The following is a 21,442-nucleotide window of genomic DNA, read 5'->3' as shown; positions in this document are numbered from 1 at the left end:
GTGGCGAAGACCGTGGGGGGCTTTGCCCGTCCGGCGGCGGTCGGCGAGGTTGTGGCTCACCTGTCCGGCATCGGTAAAGGGCGCGGCCTCCGGGTGGGGATCCGGGGGTCGCGCCCGCCCCGTTCTTTGCGCTGAAGAATCCAGGTCGTTCAATCCGGGATGTTCAATGCCCAATAATTCAATCCGCCGCAATTGAACATTGACTCACACCAGCTCGACAAGCAACCAAACAAACGGGACGGACACCTCCGCACAAAAGGTGTCCGTCCCGTCTGTTTTTCTGTGAATCCGGAGCCGCCGCCCGTCGGTGAGGGTCAGAGCGTGACCGACGGCGGCCCCGGTGGACTCAGCGGCTGTCGCTGCCCTTCGCACCCGAGGCGGCGCGGCCGGCCTCCAGGCGCGCCACCGGGATCCGGAAGGGCGAGCAGGAGACGTAGTCGAGGCCGACCTCGTGGAAGAAGTGCACCGACTCCGGGTCGCCGCCGTGCTCGCCGCAGACACCGAGCTTGATGTCGGGGCGGGTGGCGCGGCCGGCCTGGACGGCGCTGCGGACCAGGGCGCCCACGCCGTCCTTGTCGATGGTCTCGAAGGGGCTGACGCCGAAGATGCCCTTCTCCAGGTACGCGGTGAAGAACGAGGCCTCCACGTCGTCGCGGGAGAAGCCCCAGACCGTCTGCGTCAGGTCGTTGGTGCCGAAGGAGAAGAACTCCGCGGCCTCGGCGATCTGACCGGCGGTCACGGCGGCGCGCGGCAGCTCGATCATGGTGCCGAGCGCGAGCTTCAGCTCGACGCCGGTCTGCGCCCGGACCTCGGCGATGACCTGCTCGGCCTCCTCGCGGACGATCTCCAGCTCCTGGACGGTGCCGACGAGCGGGATCATGATCTCGGCGCGCGGGTCGCCCTTGGCGTCGATGCGGTGGGCGGCGGCCTCCGCGATCGCCCGGACCTGCATGGTGAACAGGCCGGGGATGACCAGGCCGAGGCGGACGCCGCGCAGACCCAGCATCGGGTTCTGCTCGTGCAGGCGGTGCACGGCCTGGAGCAGGCGCAGGTCGTTCTCGTGCGGCTCCTTGCGGGACTCGGCGAGGGCGACGCGCACCGACAGCTCGGTGATGTCGGGCAGGAACTCGTGCAGCGGCGGGTCGAGCAGGCGGACCGTGACGGGCAGCCCGTCCATGGCCTCGAAGAGCTCGATGAAGTCCTGCTTCTGCAGCGGGAGCAGCGCCTTCAGCGACTCCTCGCGCTCGGCGTCCGTGTCGGCGAGGATGAGCCGCTCGACGTACTGGCGGCGCTCGCCGAGGAACATGTGCTCGGTGCGGCACAGACCGATGCCCTGGGCGCCGAAGCGGCGGGCGCGCGAGGCGTCCTCGGCATTGTCGGCGTTGGCGCGGACGCGGAGGCGGCGGACGCGGTCGGCGTAGGCCATGATCCGGTGGACGGCGGCGACGAGCTCGTCGGCGTCGTCGGCGCCGGCGTGCATGCGGCCCTCGAAGTACTCGACGACCGGGGACGGCACGACGGGTACCTCGCCGAGGTAGACCTTGCCGGTGGAGCCGTCGATGGAGACGACGTCGCCCTCCTCGACGACCTGGCCGTCGGCCGTGGTCATCCGGCGGCGCTTGGTGTCGACCTCCAGCTCCTCGGCGCCGCAGACACAGGTCTTGCCCATGCCGCGGGCGACGACGGCGGCGTGCGAGGTCTTGCCGCCGCGGGAGGTGAGGATGCCCTCGGCGGCGATCATGCCGTCCAGGTCGTCCGGGTTGGTCTCGCGGCGGATCAGGATGACCTTCTCGCCGGAGCGGGACCACTTGACGGCCGTGTACGAGTCGAAGACGGCCTTGCCGACGGCCGCGCCCGGGGAGGCGGCGATGCCGCGGCCGACCTGCTCGACCTTGGCGTTCTCGTCGAACTTGGGGAACATCAGCTGGGCGAGCTGGGCACCGTTGACGCGCTGGAGCGCCTCGGCCTCGTCGATCAGGCCCTGGTCCACGAGCTGCGTGGCGATGCGGAAGGCGGCACCGGCGGTGCGCTTGCCGACACGGGTCTGGAGCATCCAGAGCTGGCCGCGCTCGATGGTGAACTCGATGTCGCAGAGATCCTTGTAGTGGGTCTCCAGCGTGTTCATGATGTGCATGAGCTGGTCGTACGACTTCTTGTCGATCGACTCGAGGTCGGCCAGCGGCACGGTGTTGCGGATACCGGCGACGACGTCCTCGCCCTGCGCGTTCTGCAGGTAGTCGCCGTAGACGCCCTGGTGGCCGGAGGCGGGGTCGCGGGTGAAGGCGACGCCGGTGCCGGAGTCGGGGCCGAGGTTGCCGAAGACCATCGAGCAGATGTTGACGGCGGTGCCGAGGTCGCCCGGGATGCGCTCCTGGCGGCGGTACAGCTTGGCGCGGTCCGTGTTCCAGGAGTTGAAGACGGCCTCGATGGCGAGGTCCATCTGCTCGCGCGGGTCCTGCGGGAAGTCGCGGCCGGTCTGGGCCTTCACGATCTTCTTGAAGTGCTTGACGACCTTCTTGAGGTCGGCGGCGTCGAGGTCGGTGTCGCTGGCGACCTTCTTCGCGGCCTTGGCCTCGTCGAGGGCCTCCTCGAAGAGCTCGCCGTCGACGCCGAGGACGGTCTTGCCGAACATCTGGATGAGCCGGCGGTACGAGTCCCACGCGAAGCGGTCGTTGTCGGCCTGGCGGGCGAGACCGGTCACCGACTCGTCGGAGAGGCCGATGTTGAGGACGGTGTCCATCATGCCCGGCATGGAGAACTTGGCGCCCGAGCGGACGGAGACGAGCAGCGGGTCGTCGGCCTGGCCGAGCTTCTTGCCCATCTGGCGCTCGAGGGCGTCCAGGTGCGCGGTGACCTCGTCGCGGAGCTCGACCGGCTCGGAGCCGCTCTCGAGGTAGACCTTGCACGCCTCGGTGGTGATCGTGAAGCCCGGAGGCACCGGCAGGCCGAGATTGGTCATCTCGGCGAGGTTGGCGCCCTTGCCACCGAGCAGGTCCTTCAGGTCCCTGTTGCCCTCGGTGAAGTCGTACACGAACTTCTGATCAATGTTTCCCGACACGGGTCTCGACTCCTCGACGACTCGGTTGGCTGCCCTGACGGCGAGGAACATACCCAGATCGAAGGCTTCTGGGGAGGTACGCCTGCCGGACACCCGGTCTTAACCACCCATCCGCCAGCACTTCGAAAGTTACCGAGCCGAACATTCCGGTTTCACACCCCGAAGGCCAGCTGGCCCAAATCGGGCCCGATTCGCTCATCTGAGCGCCTAAACACCTCACTTGCGTTCAAGTCTTGAATGCAAAAGGGGTGGCACTCAGTGCCACCCCTTCAGTTTTTACAGCCACCCTTAACATGCTCATCTGAGCACCACCCCCCTCAAGGGTGGCGAGGATCACTCCCCCGGAAGGGGCCTGATCTCAGCCGCCGGACGTGTCCAGCTCGGCGTCCTCACTCACTCCGGCACAGTCATATGGGTCCTTCAACCAGCCATCCGGCAGGACAACTCGGTTGTTTCCGGACGTACGACCCCGAGGGCCGTCCGCACCCACCGGCCACGGCTGGTCCAGGTCGAGCTCGCTCAACTGAGCGCGCAGTTCGTCCAGGGACGACGTGATGGCGAGCTTCTTGCGCATCTCGGAGCCCACCGAGAAGCCCTTCAGGTACCAGGCGACATGCTTGCGGAAGTCGATGACACCGCGTGCCTCGTCGCCGAGCCACTCGCCGAGCAGCCGCGCGTGCCGCACCATCGCGTCCGCGACCTCCCGGAGCCCCGGCTGCGCGTACGCCCCCGTGCCCTCGAAGCCCGCCACCAGGTCCCCGAAGAGCCACGGGCGGCCCAGGCAGCCGCGGCCCACGACGACGCCGTCGCAACCGGTCTCGCGCATCATCCGCAGGGCGTCGTCGGCCGACCAGATGTCGCCGTTGCCGAGCACCGGGATCTCCGGCACGTGCTCCTTGAGCCGTGCGATCGCGTCCCAGTCGGCCGTGCCGCCGTAGTGCTGCGCCGCCGTCCGCCCGTGCAGGGCGATCGCCGTGACGCCCTCCTCGACCGCGATCCGGCCCGCGTCGAGGTAGGTGATGTGGTCGTCGTCGATGCCCTTGCGCATCTTCATCGTGACCGGCAGGTCGCCCGCGTTCGTCACGGCCTCGTGGAGGATCGCCCGCAGCAGCGGCCGCTTGTAGGGCAGGGCCGAGCCGCCGCCCTTCCGCGTCACCTTGGGGACCGGGCAGCCGAAGTTCAGGTCGATGTGGTCGGCCAGGTCCTCGTCGACGATCATCCGCACGGCCTTGCCGACCGTCACCGGGTCCACGCCGTACAGCTGGATCGAGCGCGGCTTCTCCGTCTCGTCGAAGCGGATGAGCTGCATCGTCTTCTCGTTGCGCTCGACCAGGGCACGCGTCGTGATCATCTCGCTCACGAACAGCCCCTTGCCGCCGCTGTACTCACGGCAGAGGGTACGGAAGGGGGCGTTGGTGATGCCGGCCATGGGGGCGAGCACCACCGGCGGCTGCACGATGTGCGGCCCGATGGCGAGAGGGGTGAACGCGGTCATTCGGCCATTGTCCCGCACTGCGGAGTTTCTTAGACAGCCATACGATCCGCACATGCCCGAGCTCACACGCGGTCGCCGCCTCGTCGTCCTCGCGATCTGCTGCATGAGCCTGCTGATCGTCAGCCTGGACAACACCGCGCTCAACGTCGCCCTGCCCGCCATGCGCCGCGATCTCGGCGCCACCGTCGCCGGCATGCAGTGGGTCATCGACGCCTACACCCTGGTCCTCGCCTCCCTGCTGATGCTCGCGGGCTCCACCGCCGACCGGATCGGCCGCCGCAAGGTCTTCGTCACCGGCCTGGCCGTCTTCGCGCTCGGCTCCCTGCTCTGCTCCCTCGCGCCGAACCTGGAGGCCTTGATCGCCTTCCGGGCCGTCCAGGCCGTGGGCGGCTCGATGCTGAACCCGGTCGCCATGTCGATCATCACCAACACCTTCACGGAACCGGCGGAACGCGCGCGTGCCATCGGCGTCTGGGGCGGGGTCGTCGGCGTCTCGATGGCCGCAGGACCCCTCGTGGGCGGTGTGCTCGTCCAGTCGGTCGACTGGCGGGCGATCTTCTGGGTGAACCTGCCGGTCGCCCTCGCCGCCCTCCTCCTGACGCTGCGGTACGTCCCCGAGTCCCGCGCGCCCCGGCCCCGGCGCCCCGATCCCGTCGGGCAGCTCCTGGTGACGGTGCTCCTCGGCTCCCTCACGTACGCGATCATCGAGACCGACCCGCTCTTCGCGGGGCTCGCGGGCGTCGCGCTCGCGGGGCTCCTGTTCTACGAGCCCAGGCGTCGTGAACCCCTCATCGACCTGCGGTTCTTCCGCAGCGCGCCGTTCAGCGGGGCCACCGTCATCGCGGTCTGCGCCTTCGCCTCGCTCGGCGGCTTCCTCTTCCTGAACACGCTCTACCTCCAGGACGTGCGCGGGCTCTCCCCGCTGTCCGCCGGGCTCTGGATGCTGCCGATGGCCGGCATGACGTTCGTCTTCGCCCCGCTGTCGGGCCGCCTCACGGCCGCACGCGGGCCGCGCCTCTCGCTGCTCCTCGCGGGGACGGCGATGGCGGCCGGGCCGCTGCTCTTCGCGGCCTTCGCGGCCGAGACGAGCGACTGGCTGCTCCTCACCGGGTACGTGGTCTTCGGCATCGGCTTCGGCCTGGTGAACGCCCCGATCACGAACACCGCCGTCTCCGGGATGCCCCGCGCGCAGGCCGGGGTGGCGGCGGCCGTCGCCTCGACGAGCCGCCAGGTCGGACAGACGCTGGGCGTCGCGGTGATCGGCACGGTCCTGGCGGCGGGCCTGGGCGCGACGCCGCACGCGGACGCGTTCGTGGCGGCGGCCCGCCCCGGCTACTGGGTCATCACGGGCTGCGGTCTCGCCGTCCTGGCGGTCGGGGCGCTGACCAGCGGCCAGTGGGCGCGGCGCACGGCGGAGCGGACGGCGCGGTGCCTGGCGACGGAGGGTTCTGCGGAGGGTGGGCCTCAGGCGATGGCCAAGGCCCCCTCGACCTGACCCTGCCTCTCGCGGACCACCAGGTCGAGGAGCCGGGCGACGCCCGCCTGGGTGGCGTCGTCGACGGGGACGTACGTGACGAGGTGGGTCCCGGCGTTCGGGCCGAGCCAGAGGTTGGTGTGCTCGAAGCCGAGCAGCCCGACGCGGGCGTTGCGGATCATCTTCACGCGGCCGCCGGGGGCGACCACCTCGTGCCGCGCCCACAGTTCCCGGAACTCGGGCGAGGCCTCTTCGAGGCGGCGTACGAGCTCTTTCCAGGCGGGTTCGGCCAGGTGCTCGGCCATGGCGGCGCGGAGCTTCCCGGCGAGGGCGCGCATGACCTCGGGGAGGTCGGTGACCGAGGCCCGGAACTCCTCGTTCGTGAAGGCCAGCCAGAGGGAGTTGCGGTCCTCGCGGGGCAGCGCGTCGAGGTCGCAGAAGAGCTGCCCGAAGGTGCGGTTGTGGGCGAGGAAGTCGTAGCGGCTGTTCTGGATGGCGGCCGGGACGGGCTCCAGCTGGTCGAGCAGCCGGCGCAGCGTGGGCGTGACGACGGAGCAGGGCGCCTCGGGGTGCGGGTCGGTCGCGCCGGCGAGGGCGAAGAGGTGGCTGCGCTCGGTCGGGTCGAGGAGCAGGGCTTCGGCGAGGGCGTCCAGGACCTGCGGGGAGACCTGGATGTCGCGGGCCTGTTCGAGCCAGGTGTACCAGGTGACGCCGACGGCGGAGAGGTGCGCGACCTCCTCGCGGCGCAGTCCGGGGGTGCGGCGGCGCCGGCCCCGGGGCAGGCCGACCTGCTCGGGGGTGATGCGCTCGCGCCGGCTGCGCAGGAAGGCGGCGAGCTCGTGCCGTCGTACGTCCTGTCCGGGTGCGCTCATCGCCATGACGGTCATGCCTCCAGGGTGCCGGGGCCTTCAGCCGGTTTCCAGGTAGTGCTTGTACCAGGATAAAGACACTCTGGTACCAGGCTGAGTGGAGGCGGAGGCTCGGTCCCGTGACTACGACCTCCCCTTCCGTCCGTACCGCGGCCCCGTCCGGCCGCCAGGCGCCGCCCACGGCCCTCGGCGCGCTCGGCCTGTTCACCGTCCTCCTCGGCGCCGCGCTCCCCCTCATCGACTTCTTCATCGTCAACGTCGCCCTGCCGTCCATCGACCGTGACCTGGCCGCGGGACCCGCGCTCCTGGAGCTGGTCGTCGCCGGGTACGGCCTCTCGTACGCGGTGCTGCTCGTCCTCGGCGGGCGGCTCGGCGACCTCTTCGGCCGCCGGCGGCTCTTCCTCGCCGGCATGGCCGCCTTCGGACTGACCTCGCTGGCCTGCGGGCTCGCCCCGGACGCCTGGAGCCTGGTCGCCGCGCGGGTGGCGCAGGGCGCGGCCGCGGCGCTGATGCTGCCGCAGGTGCTCGCGACCATCCACTCCTCGACGGAGGGGCCGCGCCGGGCGAGGGCGCTCAGCCTGTACGGGGCGACCGCCGGTCTCGCGATGGCGGGCGGCCAGATCCTGGGCGGGGTCCTCGTGACCGCCGACATCGCGGGCTCCGGCTGGCGTGCCGTGTTCCTGGTGAACGTGCCGGTCGCGGTGGCGGGCCTGGCCCTCGCCCTCCGTACCGTGCCGGAGACCCGCTCGGACCGGCCGGCGCCGGTGGACGTGCCGGGCACGCTGCTCCTGGCGCTGGCGCTGCTCTCCCTGCTCGCGCCGCTGACGGAGGGCCGGGCGGCGGGCTGGCCGCTGTGGACCTGGGCGTCGCTGGTGGTGTTCCCGTTCGCGGCGGGGGCGTTCTGGTGGGTGGAGCGGCGGGCGGACCGCCGGGGCGCCGTGCCGCTGGTGCCGCCGAGCCTGCTCGCCCTGGTCCCGCTGCGGCGCGGCCTGATGGTGGTGCTGCCGCTCTCGCTGGGCTTCAGCGGCTTCATGTTCGTGGTCGCGGTGGCGCTCCAGCAGGGTCTGGAGATGGGCGCGGTGGCCTCGGGTCTGGCGTTCGTGCCGATGGCGCTCGCGTTCTTCGGCGCCTCGCTGGCGGGGCCGCGGCTGGTACGGCGCTGGGGCACCCGGGTGGTGCCGGTGGGTGCCGTGCTCCAGGGGCTCGGCGTCGCCGCCGTCGCCTGGTCGGTGGGGAGCGACTGGCAGGGGCTCTCGGTCTGGGACCTGGTGCCGGGCATGGCGGTGGCGGGTCTCGGTCAGGGGCTCCAGCTGCCGGTGCTCTTCCGGGTGGTGCTCTCCGAGGTGCCGTCGGAGCGGGCGGGCGTGGGCAGCGGGGTGATGGTGACGACGCAGCAGTCGGCGCTGACGCTGGGCGTGGCGACGCTCGGTTCGCTCTTCCTCTCGCTGGCCTCCTCGCCGGCGGAGATGGGGACGGCGCTGCGGACGACGCTCCTGGTCCAGCTGGGTGTGGTGGTGCTGACGCTGCTGCTGAGCCTGCGTCTGCCCCGCACGGTGAAGTAGAGGGCGGAGTGGAGGATGGAGTGACAGATATTGAAATCTGTCATCGGTCATGTCATGGTTGTTGCATGACGACACACACGAAGACCTCCGTCCCCACCCGCCCCCTCGGCACCACCGGCCCCACCGTCTCCGCGCTCGGCCTCGGCTGCATGGGCATGTCCGCGCTGTACGGCGAGAGCGACCGCGCCGAGTCGATCGCGACCATCCACGCCGCCCTGGACGCCGGGATCACCCTCCTCGACACGGGCGACTTCTACGGGATGGGCCACAACGAGCTGCTGATCGACGAGGCGCTGCGGACCGCGCCGGCCGCCGCCCGCGAGCGGGCGCTGACCAGCGTGAAGTTCGGCGCCCTGCGCACGATGGAGGGCGGCTTCAGCGGGATCGACGGCCGCCCGGCCGCGGTGAAGAACTTCCTCGCGTACTCGCTCCAGCGCCTCGGCACCGACCACATCGACGTCTACCGGATCGCCCGCGTCGACCCGGAGGTCCCGATCGAGGAGACCGTCGGCGCCATCGCCGAGCTGGTCGAGGCCGGGCACGTCCGGCACATCGGCCTCTCCGAGGTCGGCGCGGACACCCTGCGCCGAGCGGCGGCCGTCGCCCCGATCGCGGACCTCCAGATCGAGTACTCGCTGATCTCCCGGGGCATCGAGGACAAGATCCTGCCGACCGCCCGCGAACTCGGCATCGGCATCACCGCGTACGGAGTGCTCTCCCGCGGCCTGATCAGCGGACACTTCACCCGGGACCGCGAGCTGACCCCGGGCGACTTCCGCGGCTTCAGCCCGCGCTTCCAGGGCGAGAACCTCGACCGGAACCTGGACCTGGTGGACCGGCTGCGCGCGGTCGCCGAGGCCAAGGGCGTCACGGTCGCCCAGACCGCGATCGCCTGGGTGCTGGCCCAAGGACCTCGTCACGGCGCAGACATCGTCCCGCTGGTCGGCGCCCGCCGCCGCGACCGGCTCGCCGAGGCCCTCGGCGCCCTGGACGTCACGCTCGACGCCGCCGACCTGGCCGCGATCGAGCAGGCCGTCCCGGCGGGCGCGGCGGCCGGCGACCGCTACCCGGAGTCCCAGATGGCCCACCTGGACAGTGAGCACTGACGGGTAATGTCATTCCATGGCCACCACGGAGACCCTGACCGCCGAGCGCATCCTCGAAGCGACCGAGGAGGTGCTCCGGCGCTACGGCCCGGCGAAGGCGACGGTCGTCGACGTGGCGCGGGTCCTCGGTGTGAGCCATGGCAGCGTGTACCGCCACTTCCGCACGAAGGCGGCGCTGCGCGAGGCGGTCACCGAGCAGTGGCTGCAGCGGACGATCGTCTCCCTGTCGCCGTACGTCGAGGGTGACGAGCCCGCCGACGAGCGGCTCACCGGCTGGCTCACCGCCCTCTTCCGGTTCAAGCGCAGCAAGGCGGGCGGCGATCCGGAGCTGATGGCCACCTTCCAGGTGCTGATCGGCGAGAACAGCGCGGTGGTCGACCGGCACGAGGAGCACCTCGTCGAGCAGATCGCCCGGATCCTGGAGGACGGCCACCGCGAGGGCGTGTTCGCGGCGCCGGAGCGGGACTTCACGGCGACGGCCCGTGCGGTCTTCCACGCCACGGACCGCTTCCACAACCCGGCGCACGCGGCCGACTGGTCGGCCCCGGACGTCGAGGACGCGTTCGACGGGGTCGTGTCCCTCGTACAACGCGCGCTGCGGGCCTGAAAACCCATTTGAAGATCATTTGGCGTGGAGTTTCCCCTTCCCTGTCCGGTGCATGACTAGCCTTCCCCCGCACCGTGGCCGCAAGGCCGCAGAACCACCCAGGGGGAACCATGTCCACGCCCGCACCCGCACCCGAATTCGCCAAGCCGGCCCGATCACGCGGGGCCGCCGCCATCGGGTGGGTCCTCACCATCGGCCTCAACGTCGTCGCGCCGATCCTCACGTACAACACGCTCACGGAGGACCACGGCTGGTCCGAGTTCTCCGCCCTGCTCCTCAGCAGCGCCTGGCCGGTCCTCGACACGGCGATCATGGCGGCCTGGCGCCGCAAGATCGACGAGTTCGCGATCGTCACCCTGGTCTTCCTGGTGATCACGGCCGTCGTCTCGCTGGTCGGCGCGCACACCGCCCGCGCGCTCCTCATCAAGGACTCGTCGATCACGGGCCTGTTCGGCCTGCTCTGCCTGGGGACGCTGCTCGCCCCGCGCCCGCTGATGTTCTACTTCGGCCGCAAGTTCGCGACCGACGGCACCCCGGCGAGCACGGCCTGGTGGAACGGCATGTGGCAGTTCGACGGCTTCCGCTCCACGATGCGCACGATGACGCTGGTGTGGGGCGTGGCGTACGTGGCCGAGGCGCTCGTCCGTATCGCCCTCGCGTACGTGCTGCCGACCAAGACCATGGTCACGATCAGCCCGATCATGATCTACGGAGTCCTGGGCGCCCTCGGCCTCTGGACGACCTGGTTCGGCAAGCGCCGCGCGGCCGAGGGCGCCCGGCGCGCGGCCGAGGCGGAGGCGGCCGCCGTCGCCGCCGCTGCCGCTGCCGCCGCGAACGCCTAGGGCAGCTGGAGCACAGACGGGAAAGCCCCCGGTTCCGATGTCGGAACCGGGGGCTTTCCCGTACGGGCGATCAGATTCAGCAGCCCAGCAGACGGCTGCCCAGGTAGCCCTGGATCTGGTCGAGGGAGACGCGCTCCTGCTTCATGGTGTCGCGCTCGCGCACGGTCACCGCGTTGTCCTCGAGGGTGTCGAAGTCGACGGTGACGCAGTACGGGGTGCCGATCTCGTCCTGACGGCGGTAGCGGCGGCCGATGGCGCCGGCGTCGTCGAACTCGATGTTCCAGTTCTGGCGCAGGTCCGCCGCGAGGCCCTTGGCCTTCGGGGAGAGCTGCGCGTTGCGGGAGAGCGGGAGGACCGCGACCTTGATCGGGGCCAGGCGGTGGTCGAGGCGCAGCACGGTGCGCTTCTCCATGACGCCCTTGGCGTTCGGGGCCTCGTCCTCGATGTACGCGTCGAGCAGGAAGGCCAGCATCGCGCGGCCGACACCGGCGGCGGGCTCGATGACGTACGGCGTGTAACGCTCGCCGCTCTCCTGCTCCAGGAACGTCAGGTTGGCGCCGGAGGCCTTGGAGTGCGCGTTGAGGTCGTAGTCGGTGCGGTTGGCGACGCCCTCGAGCTCGCCCCACTCGCTGCCGCCGAACTGGAAGCGGTACTCGATGTCGGCGGTGCGCTTCGAGTAGTGGGAGAGCTTCTCCTGCGGGTGCTCGTACCAGCGCATGTTCTCCTCACGGAGACCCAGGCCGGTGTACCAGTTCCAGCGCTGCTGCATCCAGTACTCCTGCCACTGCTCGTCCTCGCCCGGCTTGACGAAGAACTCCATCTCCATCTGCTCGAACTCGCGCGTGCGGAAGATGAAGTTGCCCGGAGTGATCTCGTTCCGGAAGGACTTGCCCATCTGCGCGATGCCGAACGGGGGCTTCTTGCGCGAGGTGGTCAGCACCTGGGAGAAGTTGGTGAAGATGCCCTGGGCGGTCTCGGGACGCAGGTACGCGACGGAGCCGGTGTCCTGGGTCGGGCCGAGGTGCGTGGAGAGCAGGCCGGAGAACTGCTTGGGCTCGGTGAAGGTGCCCTTGTTGCCGCAGTTCGGGCAGTTGAGGTCGGTGAGGCTCTCGGGGAGACGGCCGTGCTTCTCCTCGTACGCCTCCTCCAGGTGGTCGGCGCGGAAGCGCTTGTGGCAGGAGGTGCACTCGGTCAGCGGGTCGGTGAAGGTCGCGACGTGACCGGACGCCTCCCACACCTCGGTGGCCAGGATGACGGACGAGTCGATGCCGACGACGTCCTCGCGCGCGGTGACCATGTAACGCCACCACTGGCGCTTCAGGTTCTCCTTCAGCTCGACACCCAGCGGTCCGTAGTCCCAGGCGGCACGCTGGCCGCCGTAGATCTCGCTGCACGGGTAGACGAAGCCACGGCGCTTGCTCAGGCTGACGATGGTGTCGATCTTGTCGGCGGCCACGGTGCTCTCTTCATTACGACGACGAAGTGCGAATGCCACAGGTTACCGGCGCGCACGGGCCCCGTATCAAATCGGTTCCGCGTCGACCGCCCCCGACCATCGGCAATTGACAACCGTTTCCATCTTTGTTGAAAATGACTGTCATGAACGTACGCCGACTGATACCCCCGACCGCCGTCGCCGGAGCCGTCGCGCTCGGGCTCGTCACCCTCTCCGCCTGCGGCGGAAGCTCGGACGCGGCCGACCGGAACGGGGACGGCAAGCTGGGCGTCGTGGCGTCGTTCTATCCGATGCAGTTCCTGGCCGAGCAGATAGGCGGCGGCCACGTCTCCGTCGACACGCTGACCAAGCCGGGCGTCGAGCCGCACGACCTGGAGCTCAGGCCGCGGCAGGTCGTCGACCTCGGCACGGCCGACGTGATCCTCTACCTCAAGGGGCTGCAGCCCGCCGTCGACGAGGCCATCGCGCAGTCCGGCGTGAAGAACACCGTCGACGCCTCGACCCTCACCACGATGGAAGAGCACGGCACCGAGGCCGGCGGCCACGACCACGCCGCCGAGGAGGCGGGCCACGAGGGTCACGACCACGCGTCCGAGGCCGGCGCCGACCCGCACATCTGGCTCGACCCCGTGAAGTACGCCGAGGTCGCCAAGGGCGTGGGCACCGCCTTCCAGAAGGCCGACCCGGCCCACGCCGCCGACTACGAGAAGAACACCGAAGCCCTGGTGAAGAAGCTCGGCGACCTGGACACCGAGTTCGAGACGGGCCTGAAGAACACCGCCACCAAGACCTTCATCACCACCCACTCCGCCTTCGGCTACCTCGCCGAGCGCTACGGCCTGGAGCAGGAGGGCATCTCCGGCGTCGACCCCGAGTCCGAGCCGAGCCCCGCCCGCATCAAGCAGCTCCAGGACGTCGCGGAGAAGGACAAGGTCTCCACCGTCTTCTTCGAGACCCTCGCGAGCGACAAGACCGCGAAGACCCTCGCGGGCGACGCCGGCCTGAAGACCGACGTGCTCGACCCGCTGGAGGGGATCACGGCCACGTCCAAGGGCCACGACTACATCGAGGTCATGCGGTCCAACCTGGCCGCCCTCAAGACCGCGCTCGGCGCCAAGTAGGAGGCCCCCCGTGAGCGACGACCAGCCCGTCATCTCCGTCCGCGGCGCCACCGCCGCCCTCGGTGCCCGCCCCGTCCTGCGCGGCGTCGACCTCACCGTCGGCCGCGGCGAGGTCGTCGCGCTGCTCGGCGCGAACGGCTCCGGCAAGTCCACCGCCGTCCGCTCGATCATCGGCCAGGTCCCGCTGACCGGCGGCACGATCGAACTGTTCGGCACCCCGCGCAAGCGGTTCCGCGACTGGGCCCGCGTCGGATACGTGCCGCAGCGCACCACCGCCGCCGGTGGCGTCCCCGCCACCATCCGCGAGGTCGTCACCTCCGGCCGGCTCGCCCGCCGGAAGTTCGGCTGGCTCAGCAACGTCGACCGGGCCGCCGTCGACCGCGCCATCGCGCTCGTCGGCCTCGCCGACCGCGCGAAGGACTCCGTCTCGGCGCTCTCCGGCGGCCAGCACCAGCGCGTGCTCATCGCCCGCGCGCTCGCCTCCGAGCCCGAACTGCTGATCATGGACGAGCCGATGGCCGGCGTGGACCTCGCCAGCCAGGAGATCCTCGCCGCGACCCTGCGCGAGCAGGTCGCCCTCGGCACCTCCGTCCTCCTCGTCCTGCACGAGCTGGGCCCCCTGGAGCCCCTCATCGACCGCGCGGTCGTGCTCCGCGACGGCTGCGTCGTCCACGACGGCCCGCCGCCGGAGGCCGTCGGCCAGCACGCGCTGCCCGGCCACGACCACGTCCACCCCCACGCGGCCGACGAGCCGCTCCGTACGGGACTGCTGACCTGACCATGGACTTCCTCGCCTCCCCCGCCATGCAGCGGGCACTCATCGCGGCCGTGCTGGTCGGCATCACCGCCCCCGCCGTCGGCGTCTACCTCGTGCAGCGCCGCCAGGCCCTCATGGGCGACGGCATCGGCCACGTCGCCATGACCGGCGTCGGCCTCGGCTTCCTCCTGAACGCCAGCCCCGTCTGGATGGCCACCGCCGTCGCCGTCGTCGGCTCGGTCGCCATGGAGCTCATCCGGGCGTACGGCAAGACCCGCGGCGACCTCGCCCTCGCGCTCCTCTTCTACGGCGGCATGGCCGGCGGCGTCCTGCTGATGAACCTGTCGCCGACCGGCTCCAACGCCAACCTGGTCTCGTACCTCTTCGGCTCCCTCGCGACGGTCTCCCCCGCCGACGTCACGGCGATCGTCATCCTCGCCGCCTTCGTCGTCCTCGTCACCGTCGGCCTGCGCCGTCAGCTCTTCGCCGTCAGTCAGGACGAGGACTTCGCCCGCGTCACCGGCCTGCCGGTGCGGTTCCTCAACCTGCTCGTCGCGATCACCGCCGCCGTGACCGTCACGGTCGCCATGCGCGTCGTCGGCCTGCTCCTGGTCAGCGCCCTGATGGTGGTCCCGGTGGCCGCCGCCCAGCAGCTGTCCCGGTCCTTCCGTACGACCTTCGTGCTCGCCGTCGTCATCGGCATCGGCGTCACCCTCTCGGGCACCGTCACCACGTACTACGTCGACGCCCCGCCCGGCGCGACGATCGTCCTCCTCGCCATCGCCGTCTTCATCGCGCTCACCGTCCTCGCCACCCCGCTGGCCAAGCGGCGGGCCCGCGCGGCCGAGGCGGCCACGAGGGACTGCGACGCGCAGGTTCCGGCCAGCCGGCGGCCGACGGACGATGTGAAGGTCTGATCCACGACTGATCCCGGGGGCAGGGCGGACTGGCAGAATGGCGGGGCAGACAAGCATTCAAGGAGGCCCCCGTGGCGACGGCAGGACCCCCCGTACGCGGCCGCTCCACCAAGCAGCGGGCCGCAGTGTCGGCGGCGCTGAGCGAGGTGGACGAGTTCCGCAGCGCCCAGGAGCTGCACGACATGCTCAAGCACCGCGGCGACTCCGTCGGCCTCACCACCGTCTACCGCACGCTCCAGTCCCTCGCGGACGCGGGCGAGGTCGACGCGCTGCGCACCAGCGAAGGCGAGACGGTCTACCGCCGCTGCTCCACCGGTGACCACCACCACCATCTGGTCTGCCGCGTCTGCGGCAAGGCCGTGGAGGTGGAGGGCCCGATGGTGGAGCAGTGGGCCGAGACGATCGCGTCGGAGCACGGCTTCGTGAACGTGGCGCACACGGTCGAGATCTTCGGCACCTGCGCGGACTGCGCCGGGAAGTGACCTGACATACGAAGGGCCCGCACCGAGATGATTCGGTGCGGGCCCTTCGTATGTCAGGTCACAGACGGGTGAGGTTCCGGTCCAGGACCTCGCGGAGCCGGTCGACGTCGGCGGGGTCGGCGAAGCCGCGCTTGGGCAGGGCCCCCACTCCGACACGGCCCTTGTCGGCGGAGAGCAGCACGAACTGCGTGGGCGTCTCGGCGTACCGGTTCAGGAGCCGCCAGCGCTGGACGATCTCGCTGTCGCGGGTGGTCCAGCGGACGCTGTCCTCGTCCACGCGGGCCCGGAACTCCCCCTGCCGCCCCACCAGGGCGTACATCTGCCGGGTGGTGAGCCACCGCGCGAGCGGCCCGAGGACCACGAGCAGGAGCGCGAGCCCCGCCAGGCGGGCGGCCCCGGCCGGCTTCGGACCACCGGGCCCGAAGAGCTCCAGGACCACCACCAGGGCCGCCAGGACCGCGACGATCCGCGACGCCCGCAGCACCCACCGGAACCAGCCGTGCCTCATCTGGACGCCCACGGCATCGGCCACGTCACCGCGCGTCGGCGTGTAGACGAGCTCCATCCCCTCCCCCACGGCCGGCTCAGGCCTTGTCGAGGACGGCGAGGTCCGCCGGGTCGACGCCGCCGAAGCGGCGGTCGCGCTGGGCGTACTCGACGCAGGCCCGCCACAGGTCGCGGCGGTCGAAGTCGGGCCACAGCACGTCCTGGAAGACCATCTCGGCGTACGCGCTCTGCCAGATCAGGTAGTTGGAGGTGCGCTGCTCACCGCTGGGCCGAAGGAAGAGGTCCACGTCCGGCATGTCCGGGTAGTAGAGGTACTTCTGGATGGTCTTCTCGGTGATCTTCGACGGTTCGAGGCGGCCCGCCTTCACGTCCTCGGCCATCGCCTGCGCCGCGTCCGTGAGCTCCGCGCGGCCGCCGTAGTTCATGCAGAAGTACAGCGTGAGCTTGGTGTTGTCCTTGGTCTGCTCCTGCGCGACCTGGAGCTCCTTGGCGACGGACTTCCACAGCTTGGGCATCCGGCCGACCCAGCGGACCCGGATGCCGAGCTCGTCGAGCTGGTCGCGGGTCTTGCGGATGAAGTCGCGGTTGAAGTTCATCAGGAAGCGCACCTCCTCGGGCGAGCGCTTCCAGTTCTCGGTGGAGAAGGCGTACAGCGAGATCGCCCCCACGCCCATCTCGATCGCGCCCTGGAGCACGTCGAGGACCTGCTCGGCGCCGACCTTGTGGCCCTCGGTGCGCGGCAGGCCGCGCTCCTTGGCCCAGCGGCCGTTGCCGTCCATGACGATCGCGACGTGCTCCGGCACCAGCTCGGTCTGGAGCTTCGGCGGGCGGGCGCCGGACGGGTGCGGCTCGGGGGTCCTGTACTCCCGACGCTGGCGCCCGAGGAGTCGTGCGATGGCCATGAGTGGTCTCTCCTAGCTGTTCTCTACATAACGCAGGGAGCGCAGGCCGCGCTCCAGGTGCCAGTGCAGATAGGCGGACACGAGTCCGCTGCCCTCCCTGACGTGACGCGGCTCGCACGCGTCCGCCGTCGCCCAGTCGCCGGTGAGCAGCGCGCTGAGCAGGCCGATGGCCTCCGCAGAGGGTACGACGCTTCCGGGCACCCGGCAGTCGCCGCATATGACCCCGCCGGCTGCGACCGAAAAGAACCGGTTGGGCCCGTGGAGTCCACATTTCGCACAGTCCTCGAAGCTGGGTGCGTAGCCGTTCACGGCGAGGGAGCGGAGGAGGAAGGCGTCCAGGATGAGGTGGGGCGCGTGCTCGCCCCGGGCGAGCGTCCGCAGGCCGCCGACGAGCAGCAGATACTGCTGCACGGCGGGCTCGCCCTCGTGATCGGTGAACCGCTCCGCCGTCTCCAGCATGGCCGTGCCCGCGGTGTACCGGGCGTAGTCGGTGACGATCCCGCTGCCGTACGCGGCGATGGTCTCGCTCTGCGTGCACAGCGGCAGCCCGCGTCCGACCAGCTCACTCCCCCGGGCGAAGAACTGCACGTCCACGTGCGAGAAGGGTTCGAGGCGCGCCCCGAACTTCGACTTCGTCCGGCGTACGCCGCGCGCGACGGCGCGTACGCGGCCGTGACCGCGCGTGAGGATCGTGATGATGCGGTCCGCTTCGCCCAGCTTCTGGGTGCGCAGCACGATGCCGTCGTCGCGGAACAGACTCATGCCCCCATTCTCTCGTACGCCGCCGGAGCCCCGGGCCGGTACCCGGGGCTCCGTTCCTGGGCGGGGTGCGGCTCAGTAACCGCCGGCGTGGACGAGGTGTCCGTAGTAGCGCCCGGCGACGGGAGCGTTCGGGTCGCCCGCGAAGCCGTACGAGGCGGGCTGGGCCGCGGCGTCGGCGCGGAGCTTGGCGGCCACCTGCGCGGGGGTCATGCCGGCGCACGGCCCGGCGGCGAGGCACAGCGCGGCCGTGCCGGTCACGTGCGGCGTGGCCATGGAGGTGCCGGAGAGGACGGTCGTGCCGCCGCCGTTGCGCGTGGACTGGATGCACACGCCCGGACCGGCGATGGTGTGGGCGACGTCCGCGGCGCCGACCGCGAAGCTGGAGAAATCCGCCGCGGTGTCGTCGACGTCGCTCCGGCAGGTCGCGGCGGCGCCGCCGCCGGGCTGCCCGTTGAAGTCGGCCGCGGCGGTCACGGTGAGGACCTCGTCGTAGGCGGCGGGGATGTGGCGGGCCAGGTCGTCGGTGCTGTTCCCGGCCGCGACCACCATGGTGACGCCGGCCTGCTTCACCACGCGGCAGATCGCCTGGTGCTCGGCGTCGTTGTTGCCGAGGCCGCAGTTGCCGTCGTCGGCGCCGTCGCCGCCGAGGCTCATGTTCGCGACCTTGATGCCGAGCCGGGCGGCGTTCCGCGCCACCCAGTCGAGCCCGCAGACGACGTTGGAGGTGGATCCGCTGCCGTTCGCGCCGAGCACCTTCACCGCGTACAGCCGGGCGCCGGGCGCGACCCCGACGACGTCGTCGCCGTTGTCCCGGGCGGCGACCGTACCGGCCACATGGGTGCCGTGGCCGTTGTTGTCCCGGTAGGCGTTGGGCAGGAAGGGGTTCATGCAGTTGTACCCGCCGGCCACGTTGAGATCGCGGTGCCCGGTGTCGATCCCGGTGTCGATGATCGCCACCGCCGCGTTGACGGAACCGGCCCCGTTCCCGGCGGCCGTACTGCTCACGTCGGCCTGGATCCGGTCCACCCCGGTCGGCAGCACCTGCTGGGTGGCGTACACGGGCCGGTCGGGCGCCACCGACAGCACGTTCGGGTCCTCCCGCAGCGCGGCCACCTGGGACTCCGGCACCACCGCCGAGTACCCGACCAGCGCATGGCTGTACCGGAAGCCCGCCCGCACCCCGTGGTCCCGCCCGTGCGCCTGTACGACCTCGTCGAGCCGGCCCCGTTCCGAGTCCTTCAGGACGATCACGTACCGCCCCTCCGGCTCGGCGGCCCGCGCCCCGGTAAGTCCCCCCGCCAGCAACGCTCCTGCCGCCGCGGACACCGCCGCCAGCCGGTACGCCGGTCTCGCGACCCGCCCTCGTCCCGCCATGCCGAACACCTCGTCTCCTTTCGTGGTCGACGAACACGAACTGGTTCGCGGCAACCACGTAACCGGTGCGGCGAGGCGCGTGCAGCGCGGGCGCGGCGGATGGACCAACGGGCCTCCGAAACGGCGTTTCACCCGCGCGGGCTCACGGAACCTCGCCCCGGCTCCGGGCGTTGACGTGCGCCGTGGCCGCGCTCAGCCGCTCCGCCGAGGTGGCCTCCCGCACCCCCTCCGGCTCCACGTCCCACTCCCGCCCGCCGCCCAGCGGACGGATCTGGACGTACGGGCCCTCGCGCCCCATGAGTGTCCCGACCCGTCCGGTGCGGATCTCGACGACGTACGACCCGATGGGCAGCGTCATGAGCGACCCTCCTCCCTCGGCAGTACGGCGGCGGCGAGGAGCCGGGCCGTTTCCACCGTGCAGCATCCCAATTCCACGAGCGGTCGCGGGGGCTCCGCGGCGAGCGTGACGACGTCGAGCCCGAGCGAGGGGAGCGTGATTCCCGCCCTCGCGAGGGCCTCGCGCAATTCCGCCACCGCCTCTTGTGCGGTCCCGATCGCACCCGTGGTCGTCTTCATGTGTTCTTCCTTCACCAACGTATGCCTTTCTGAATCCATTTCCCGCTTCGCCTCTCCAGGGTGCGGGCAGATCCGTAGAATCGGCAGACGCGCAGGCCGTACAACTGCGGCGTAGGGTTGGGGAGTTAATCCATGGCCAGAAGCAAGCAGCAGGACGCGTGGGAGTTCTTCGGCGAGCTCCTGAAGGAACGCCGCGAGGAGGCGGGCCTCTCCCAGGGCGAACTGGGCAGACGGGTGTTCGTATCCGGGGCGTACATCGGCCTGTTCGAGCAGGGAATTCGAAAGCCGCAGCTGGATGTGGCGAAGCGAATCGACGAAGTCCTACAAACCGGCGGTATTTTCGAACGCACGTGGCGCAAGCTCATCAACAAGTCGCCGTACGCGTCGTATTTCCAGGCTGCCGCCGAGCTGGAGGACATGGCCACGAAGATCTGCGAGTTCGAGTCGACCGCGATCCCGGGCCTGCTCCAGACACCCGCCTACGCGAGGGCGGTCGTGCGCGCGAGCAACCCGCTTGCCACCGACGACTACATCGAAGAGACCGTCAGGGGCCGTCTCGACCGCTCCGCGATCCTCCGGGACGCCACCCGGCCCATGTACTGGGTGATCCTGCACGAAACCGCCCTGCGCATCCCCGTGGGCGGCCCCGCCGTCATGGCCGAACAGCTGGGCCACCTCGTGACACAGGCGCGCAACCGCGTGGCTCTGATCCAGGTACTGCCATTCGCCGCAGGCGCCTACCCCCAGATGGGCAAACCGTTGAAGCTCATGGAGTTCGAGGACGCTCCCCCAACGGCCTATACAGAGGCGGTGTATTCGGGCAACCTGCTTGACGATCCGGCGGTGGTGAAGCGAACACAGGCCACCTACGATCTGCTCAGGGCCGCCGCTCTGTCGCCAGAGGCGTCCCTGTCCCTGATCGAGTCGGCGGCGGAGGACTTCAGACGATGCACGCGTACGACCTGAGCAACGCCCGTTGGCGCAAGAGCTCCTACAGCGACGGCGACGGCGGGAACTGCGTCGAGGTCCTCGACGACGTCCCCGGCATCGTCCCCGTCCGGGACAGCAAGGTCACCGACGGCCCCGTCCTGGTCGTGCCGGCCGCCGCCTGGGCCGCGTTCGTCAGCGGTCTGAAGGGCTGACCTCCGCACGGCGACGCCAGACCGACACCGGTGCGAGCACCGCGAGGACGAGCAGCACGCTCGCGGTGGTCAGGTGCGCCGGCGTGCGCCCCTGCGTCAGCACGTACACCGCGCACGCCGCGCCTCCGGCGGTAACACCGACCGCCGGCGGCCAACGCTTCGTGGTGAGCCCGGTGCCCACGACGAACAGCGTGGGCATCGCGGCGAGGAAGAGCACCCAGCCGTTCGCCCGGTAGCCGTCGGCGGCGACGCAACCCCCCCGTGGGCCGACCCGGCAGCCGCCCTCGACGAGCCCGAGCAGGCCCCAGGTCGCGGCGGCCAGCACCACGGCGACCAGCGGCATCCACCACAACTGCCCATGGTTCTCGTCGTCCAGCGTCCATCTGCTCCGCATAACCCCTCCTTCTGAGCCGGATCGGCCCCTACGATCTCG

At 70.7% G+C, this 21,442-nt stretch carries 22 protein-coding genes; 11 read left to right on the top strand and 11 right to left on the bottom strand.

Annotated features, from left to right (window positions below; all coding sequences use genetic code 11):
- Positions 1-346: 346 nt before the first annotated feature.
- Both ppdK and dusB read right to left on the bottom strand, forming a co-directional pair.
- A complete protein-coding gene (gene ppdK, locus ACFYX3_RS13315) occupies positions 347-3,058 on the bottom strand; it encodes a pyruvate, phosphate dikinase (RefSeq protein WP_389012067.1) in 2,712 nt (903 codons plus the stop codon).
- A 358-nt stretch (positions 3,059-3,416) separates the two neighbouring features.
- Positions 3,417-4,553 (bottom strand): tRNA dihydrouridine synthase DusB, encoded by a 1,137-nt coding sequence (gene dusB / locus ACFYX3_RS13310; protein ID WP_116161102.1) that lies wholly within the window; start codon positions 4,551-4,553, stop codon positions 3,417-3,419.
- 52 nt (positions 4,554-4,605) lie between these two features.
- Here dusB and ACFYX3_RS13305 point away from each other — a divergent pair, with 52 nt between their 5' ends.
- Complete coding sequence (locus tag ACFYX3_RS13305) at positions 4,606-6,048, top strand: MFS transporter (RefSeq protein WP_389012063.1); 1,443 nt, start codon at positions 4,606-4,608, stop codon at positions 6,046-6,048.
- On the opposite strand, the gene ACFYX3_RS13300 is transcribed toward ACFYX3_RS13305, so the two are convergent.
- On the bottom strand, positions 6,018-6,914 hold the full coding sequence (locus tag ACFYX3_RS13300) for a helix-turn-helix domain-containing protein (RefSeq protein WP_359515383.1): 897 nt from the start codon (positions 6,912-6,914) through the stop codon (positions 6,018-6,020). The two genes, ACFYX3_RS13305 and ACFYX3_RS13300, sit on opposite strands and share 31 nt — an antisense overlap.
- Before the next feature lie 101 nt (positions 6,915-7,015).
- Here ACFYX3_RS13300 and ACFYX3_RS13295 point away from each other — a divergent pair, with 101 nt between their 5' ends.
- The 4 genes from ACFYX3_RS13295 (at position 7,016) to ACFYX3_RS13280 (ending at position 11,013) form a co-directional block, all read left to right on the top strand.
- A complete protein-coding gene (locus tag ACFYX3_RS13295; RefSeq protein WP_389012059.1) occupies positions 7,016-8,458 on the top strand; it encodes an MFS transporter in 1,443 nt (480 codons plus the stop codon).
- Between the two features lie 65 nt (positions 8,459-8,523).
- Positions 8,524-9,564: an aldo/keto reductase gene (locus ACFYX3_RS13290; RefSeq protein ID WP_389012056.1), complete on the top strand. Its 1,041-nt coding sequence runs from the start codon at positions 8,524-8,526 to the stop codon at positions 9,562-9,564.
- Between the two features lie 16 nt (positions 9,565-9,580).
- Complete coding sequence (locus tag ACFYX3_RS13285; protein WP_376594618.1) at positions 9,581-10,171, top strand: TetR family transcriptional regulator; 591 nt, start codon at positions 9,581-9,583, stop codon at positions 10,169-10,171.
- A gap of 110 nt (positions 10,172-10,281) precedes the next feature.
- A complete protein-coding gene (locus tag ACFYX3_RS13280; protein WP_389012052.1) occupies positions 10,282-11,013 on the top strand; it encodes a VC0807 family protein in 732 nt (243 codons plus the stop codon).
- Positions 11,014-11,089: 76 nt separating this feature from the next.
- On the opposite strand, the gene ACFYX3_RS13275 is transcribed toward ACFYX3_RS13280, so the two are convergent.
- Positions 11,090-12,469: a glycine--tRNA ligase gene (locus tag ACFYX3_RS13275; protein ID WP_116161096.1), complete on the bottom strand. Its 1,380-nt coding sequence runs from the start codon at positions 12,467-12,469 to the stop codon at positions 11,090-11,092.
- Positions 12,470-12,612: 143 nt separating this feature from the next.
- On the opposite strand from ACFYX3_RS13275, the gene ACFYX3_RS13270 reads away from it, so the two are divergent.
- From ACFYX3_RS13270 to ACFYX3_RS13255, 4 genes are all read left to right on the top strand, one after another.
- Positions 12,613-13,590: a metal ABC transporter substrate-binding protein gene (locus tag ACFYX3_RS13270; RefSeq protein WP_389012048.1), complete on the top strand. Its 978-nt coding sequence runs from the start codon at positions 12,613-12,615 to the stop codon at positions 13,588-13,590.
- Between the two features lie 10 nt (positions 13,591-13,600).
- Positions 13,601-14,368, top strand: a complete 768-nt coding sequence (locus ACFYX3_RS13265; protein ID WP_352024978.1) for a metal ABC transporter ATP-binding protein — start codon at positions 13,601-13,603, stop codon at positions 14,366-14,368.
- A gap of 2 nt (positions 14,369-14,370) precedes the next feature.
- Positions 14,371-15,264, top strand: a complete 894-nt coding sequence (locus ACFYX3_RS13260; RefSeq protein ID WP_389012044.1) for a metal ABC transporter permease — start codon at positions 14,371-14,373, stop codon at positions 15,262-15,264.
- Positions 15,265-15,335: 71 nt separating this feature from the next.
- On the top strand, positions 15,336-15,746 hold the full coding sequence (locus ACFYX3_RS13255; protein ID WP_116161092.1) for a Fur family transcriptional regulator: 411 nt from the start codon (positions 15,336-15,338) through the stop codon (positions 15,744-15,746).
- A 58-nt stretch (positions 15,747-15,804) separates the two neighbouring features.
- Here ACFYX3_RS13255 and ACFYX3_RS13250 read toward each other — a convergent pair whose 3' ends face one another.
- From ACFYX3_RS13250 to ACFYX3_RS13225, 6 genes are all read right to left on the bottom strand, one after another.
- Positions 15,805-16,311, bottom strand: a complete 507-nt coding sequence (locus ACFYX3_RS13250) for a YcxB family protein (protein ID WP_382661298.1) — start codon at positions 16,309-16,311, stop codon at positions 15,805-15,807.
- 19 nt (positions 16,312-16,330) lie between these two features.
- A complete protein-coding gene (locus ACFYX3_RS13245; RefSeq protein WP_389012039.1) occupies positions 16,331-17,155 on the bottom strand; it encodes an isoprenyl transferase in 825 nt (274 codons plus the stop codon).
- A 12-nt stretch (positions 17,156-17,167) separates the two neighbouring features.
- Complete coding sequence (gene recO / locus ACFYX3_RS13240; RefSeq protein ID WP_116161089.1) at positions 17,168-17,917, bottom strand: DNA repair protein RecO; 750 nt, start codon at positions 17,915-17,917, stop codon at positions 17,168-17,170.
- 72 nt (positions 17,918-17,989) lie between these two features.
- Positions 17,990-19,168, bottom strand: a complete 1,179-nt coding sequence (locus ACFYX3_RS13235) for a S8 family serine peptidase (protein ID WP_389012036.1) — start codon at positions 19,166-19,168, stop codon at positions 17,990-17,992.
- Between the two features lie 265 nt (positions 19,169-19,433).
- The gene (locus ACFYX3_RS13230; protein ID WP_376590413.1) at positions 19,434-19,649 is read right to left on the bottom strand and encodes a hypothetical protein; all 216 of its coding nucleotides are present in this window, start codon (positions 19,647-19,649) and stop codon (positions 19,434-19,436) included.
- Entirely contained in the window at positions 19,646-19,867 is a 222-nt protein-coding gene (locus ACFYX3_RS13225; protein ID WP_376590415.1) for a hypothetical protein, read from the bottom strand. The genes ACFYX3_RS13230 and ACFYX3_RS13225 overlap by 4 nt, the downstream gene beginning before the upstream one ends.
- 132 nt (positions 19,868-19,999) lie before the next feature.
- Between ACFYX3_RS13225 and ACFYX3_RS13220 the strand changes: the two genes are divergently transcribed.
- Positions 20,000-20,833 (top strand): Scr1 family TA system antitoxin-like transcriptional regulator, encoded by an 834-nt coding sequence (locus tag ACFYX3_RS13220; protein WP_389012032.1) that lies wholly within the window; start codon positions 20,000-20,002, stop codon positions 20,831-20,833.
- Entirely contained in the window at positions 20,815-21,009 is a 195-nt protein-coding gene (locus tag ACFYX3_RS13215; RefSeq protein WP_389012029.1) for a DUF397 domain-containing protein, read from the top strand. Before ACFYX3_RS13220 ends, ACFYX3_RS13215 begins: the two co-directional genes overlap by 19 nt.
- Here ACFYX3_RS13215 and ACFYX3_RS13210 read toward each other — a convergent pair.
- The gene (locus tag ACFYX3_RS13210) at positions 20,990-21,403 is read right to left on the bottom strand and encodes a hypothetical protein (protein WP_389012026.1); all 414 of its coding nucleotides are present in this window, start codon (positions 21,401-21,403) and stop codon (positions 20,990-20,992) included. The genes ACFYX3_RS13215 and ACFYX3_RS13210 overlap by 20 nt on opposite strands.
- Positions 21,404-21,442 lie beyond the last annotated feature (39 nt).

It is taken from the genome of Streptomyces sp. NPDC002463 (assembly GCF_042889835.1).
Classification (GTDB): domain Bacteria; phylum Actinomycetota; class Actinomycetes; order Streptomycetales; family Streptomycetaceae; genus Streptomyces; species Streptomyces nymphaeiformis.
The sequence above is the reverse complement of the archived record's forward strand: the minus strand, read 5'-3'. Positions and strand labels throughout refer to the sequence as shown.

Coding starts and splice junctions, on each gene's coding strand:
- ACFYX3_RS13230 (WP_376590413.1), bottom strand. CDS start 19,649: ATGACGCTGCCCATCGGGTCGTACGTCGTCGAGATCCGCACCGGACGG.
- ACFYX3_RS13215 (WP_389012029.1), top strand. CDS start 20,815: ATGCACGCGTACGACCTGAGCAACGCCCGTTGGCGCAAGAGCTCCTAC.
- ACFYX3_RS13305 (WP_389012063.1), top strand. CDS start 4,606: ATGCCCGAGCTCACACGCGGTCGCCGCCTCGTCGTCCTCGCGATCTGC.
- ACFYX3_RS13210 (WP_389012026.1), bottom strand. CDS start 21,403: ATGCGGAGCAGATGGACGCTGGACGACGAGAACCATGGGCAGTTGTGG.
- ACFYX3_RS13270 (WP_389012048.1), top strand. CDS start 12,613: ATGAACGTACGCCGACTGATACCCCCGACCGCCGTCGCCGGAGCCGTC.
- ACFYX3_RS13260 (WP_389012044.1), top strand. CDS start 14,371: ATGGACTTCCTCGCCTCCCCCGCCATGCAGCGGGCACTCATCGCGGCC.
- ACFYX3_RS13245 (WP_389012039.1), bottom strand. CDS start 17,155: ATGGCCATCGCACGACTCCTCGGGCGCCAGCGTCGGGAGTACAGGACC.
- ACFYX3_RS13220 (WP_389012032.1), top strand. CDS start 20,000: ATGGCCAGAAGCAAGCAGCAGGACGCGTGGGAGTTCTTCGGCGAGCTC.
- ACFYX3_RS13280 (WP_389012052.1), top strand. CDS start 10,282: ATGTCCACGCCCGCACCCGCACCCGAATTCGCCAAGCCGGCCCGATCA.
- dusB (WP_116161102.1), bottom strand. CDS start 4,553: ATGACCGCGTTCACCCCTCTCGCCATCGGGCCGCACATCGTGCAGCCG.
- ACFYX3_RS13225 (WP_376590415.1), bottom strand. CDS start 19,867: ATGAAGACGACCACGGGTGCGATCGGGACCGCACAAGAGGCGGTGGCG.
- ACFYX3_RS13290 (WP_389012056.1), top strand. CDS start 8,524: ATGACGACACACACGAAGACCTCCGTCCCCACCCGCCCCCTCGGCACC.
- ACFYX3_RS13250 (WP_382661298.1), bottom strand. CDS start 16,311: ATGGAGCTCGTCTACACGCCGACGCGCGGTGACGTGGCCGATGCCGTG.
- ACFYX3_RS13285 (WP_376594618.1), top strand. CDS start 9,581: ATGGCCACCACGGAGACCCTGACCGCCGAGCGCATCCTCGAAGCGACC.
- recO (WP_116161089.1), bottom strand. CDS start 17,917: ATGAGTCTGTTCCGCGACGACGGCATCGTGCTGCGCACCCAGAAGCTG.
- ACFYX3_RS13300 (WP_359515383.1), bottom strand. CDS start 6,914: ATGACCGTCATGGCGATGAGCGCACCCGGACAGGACGTACGACGGCAC.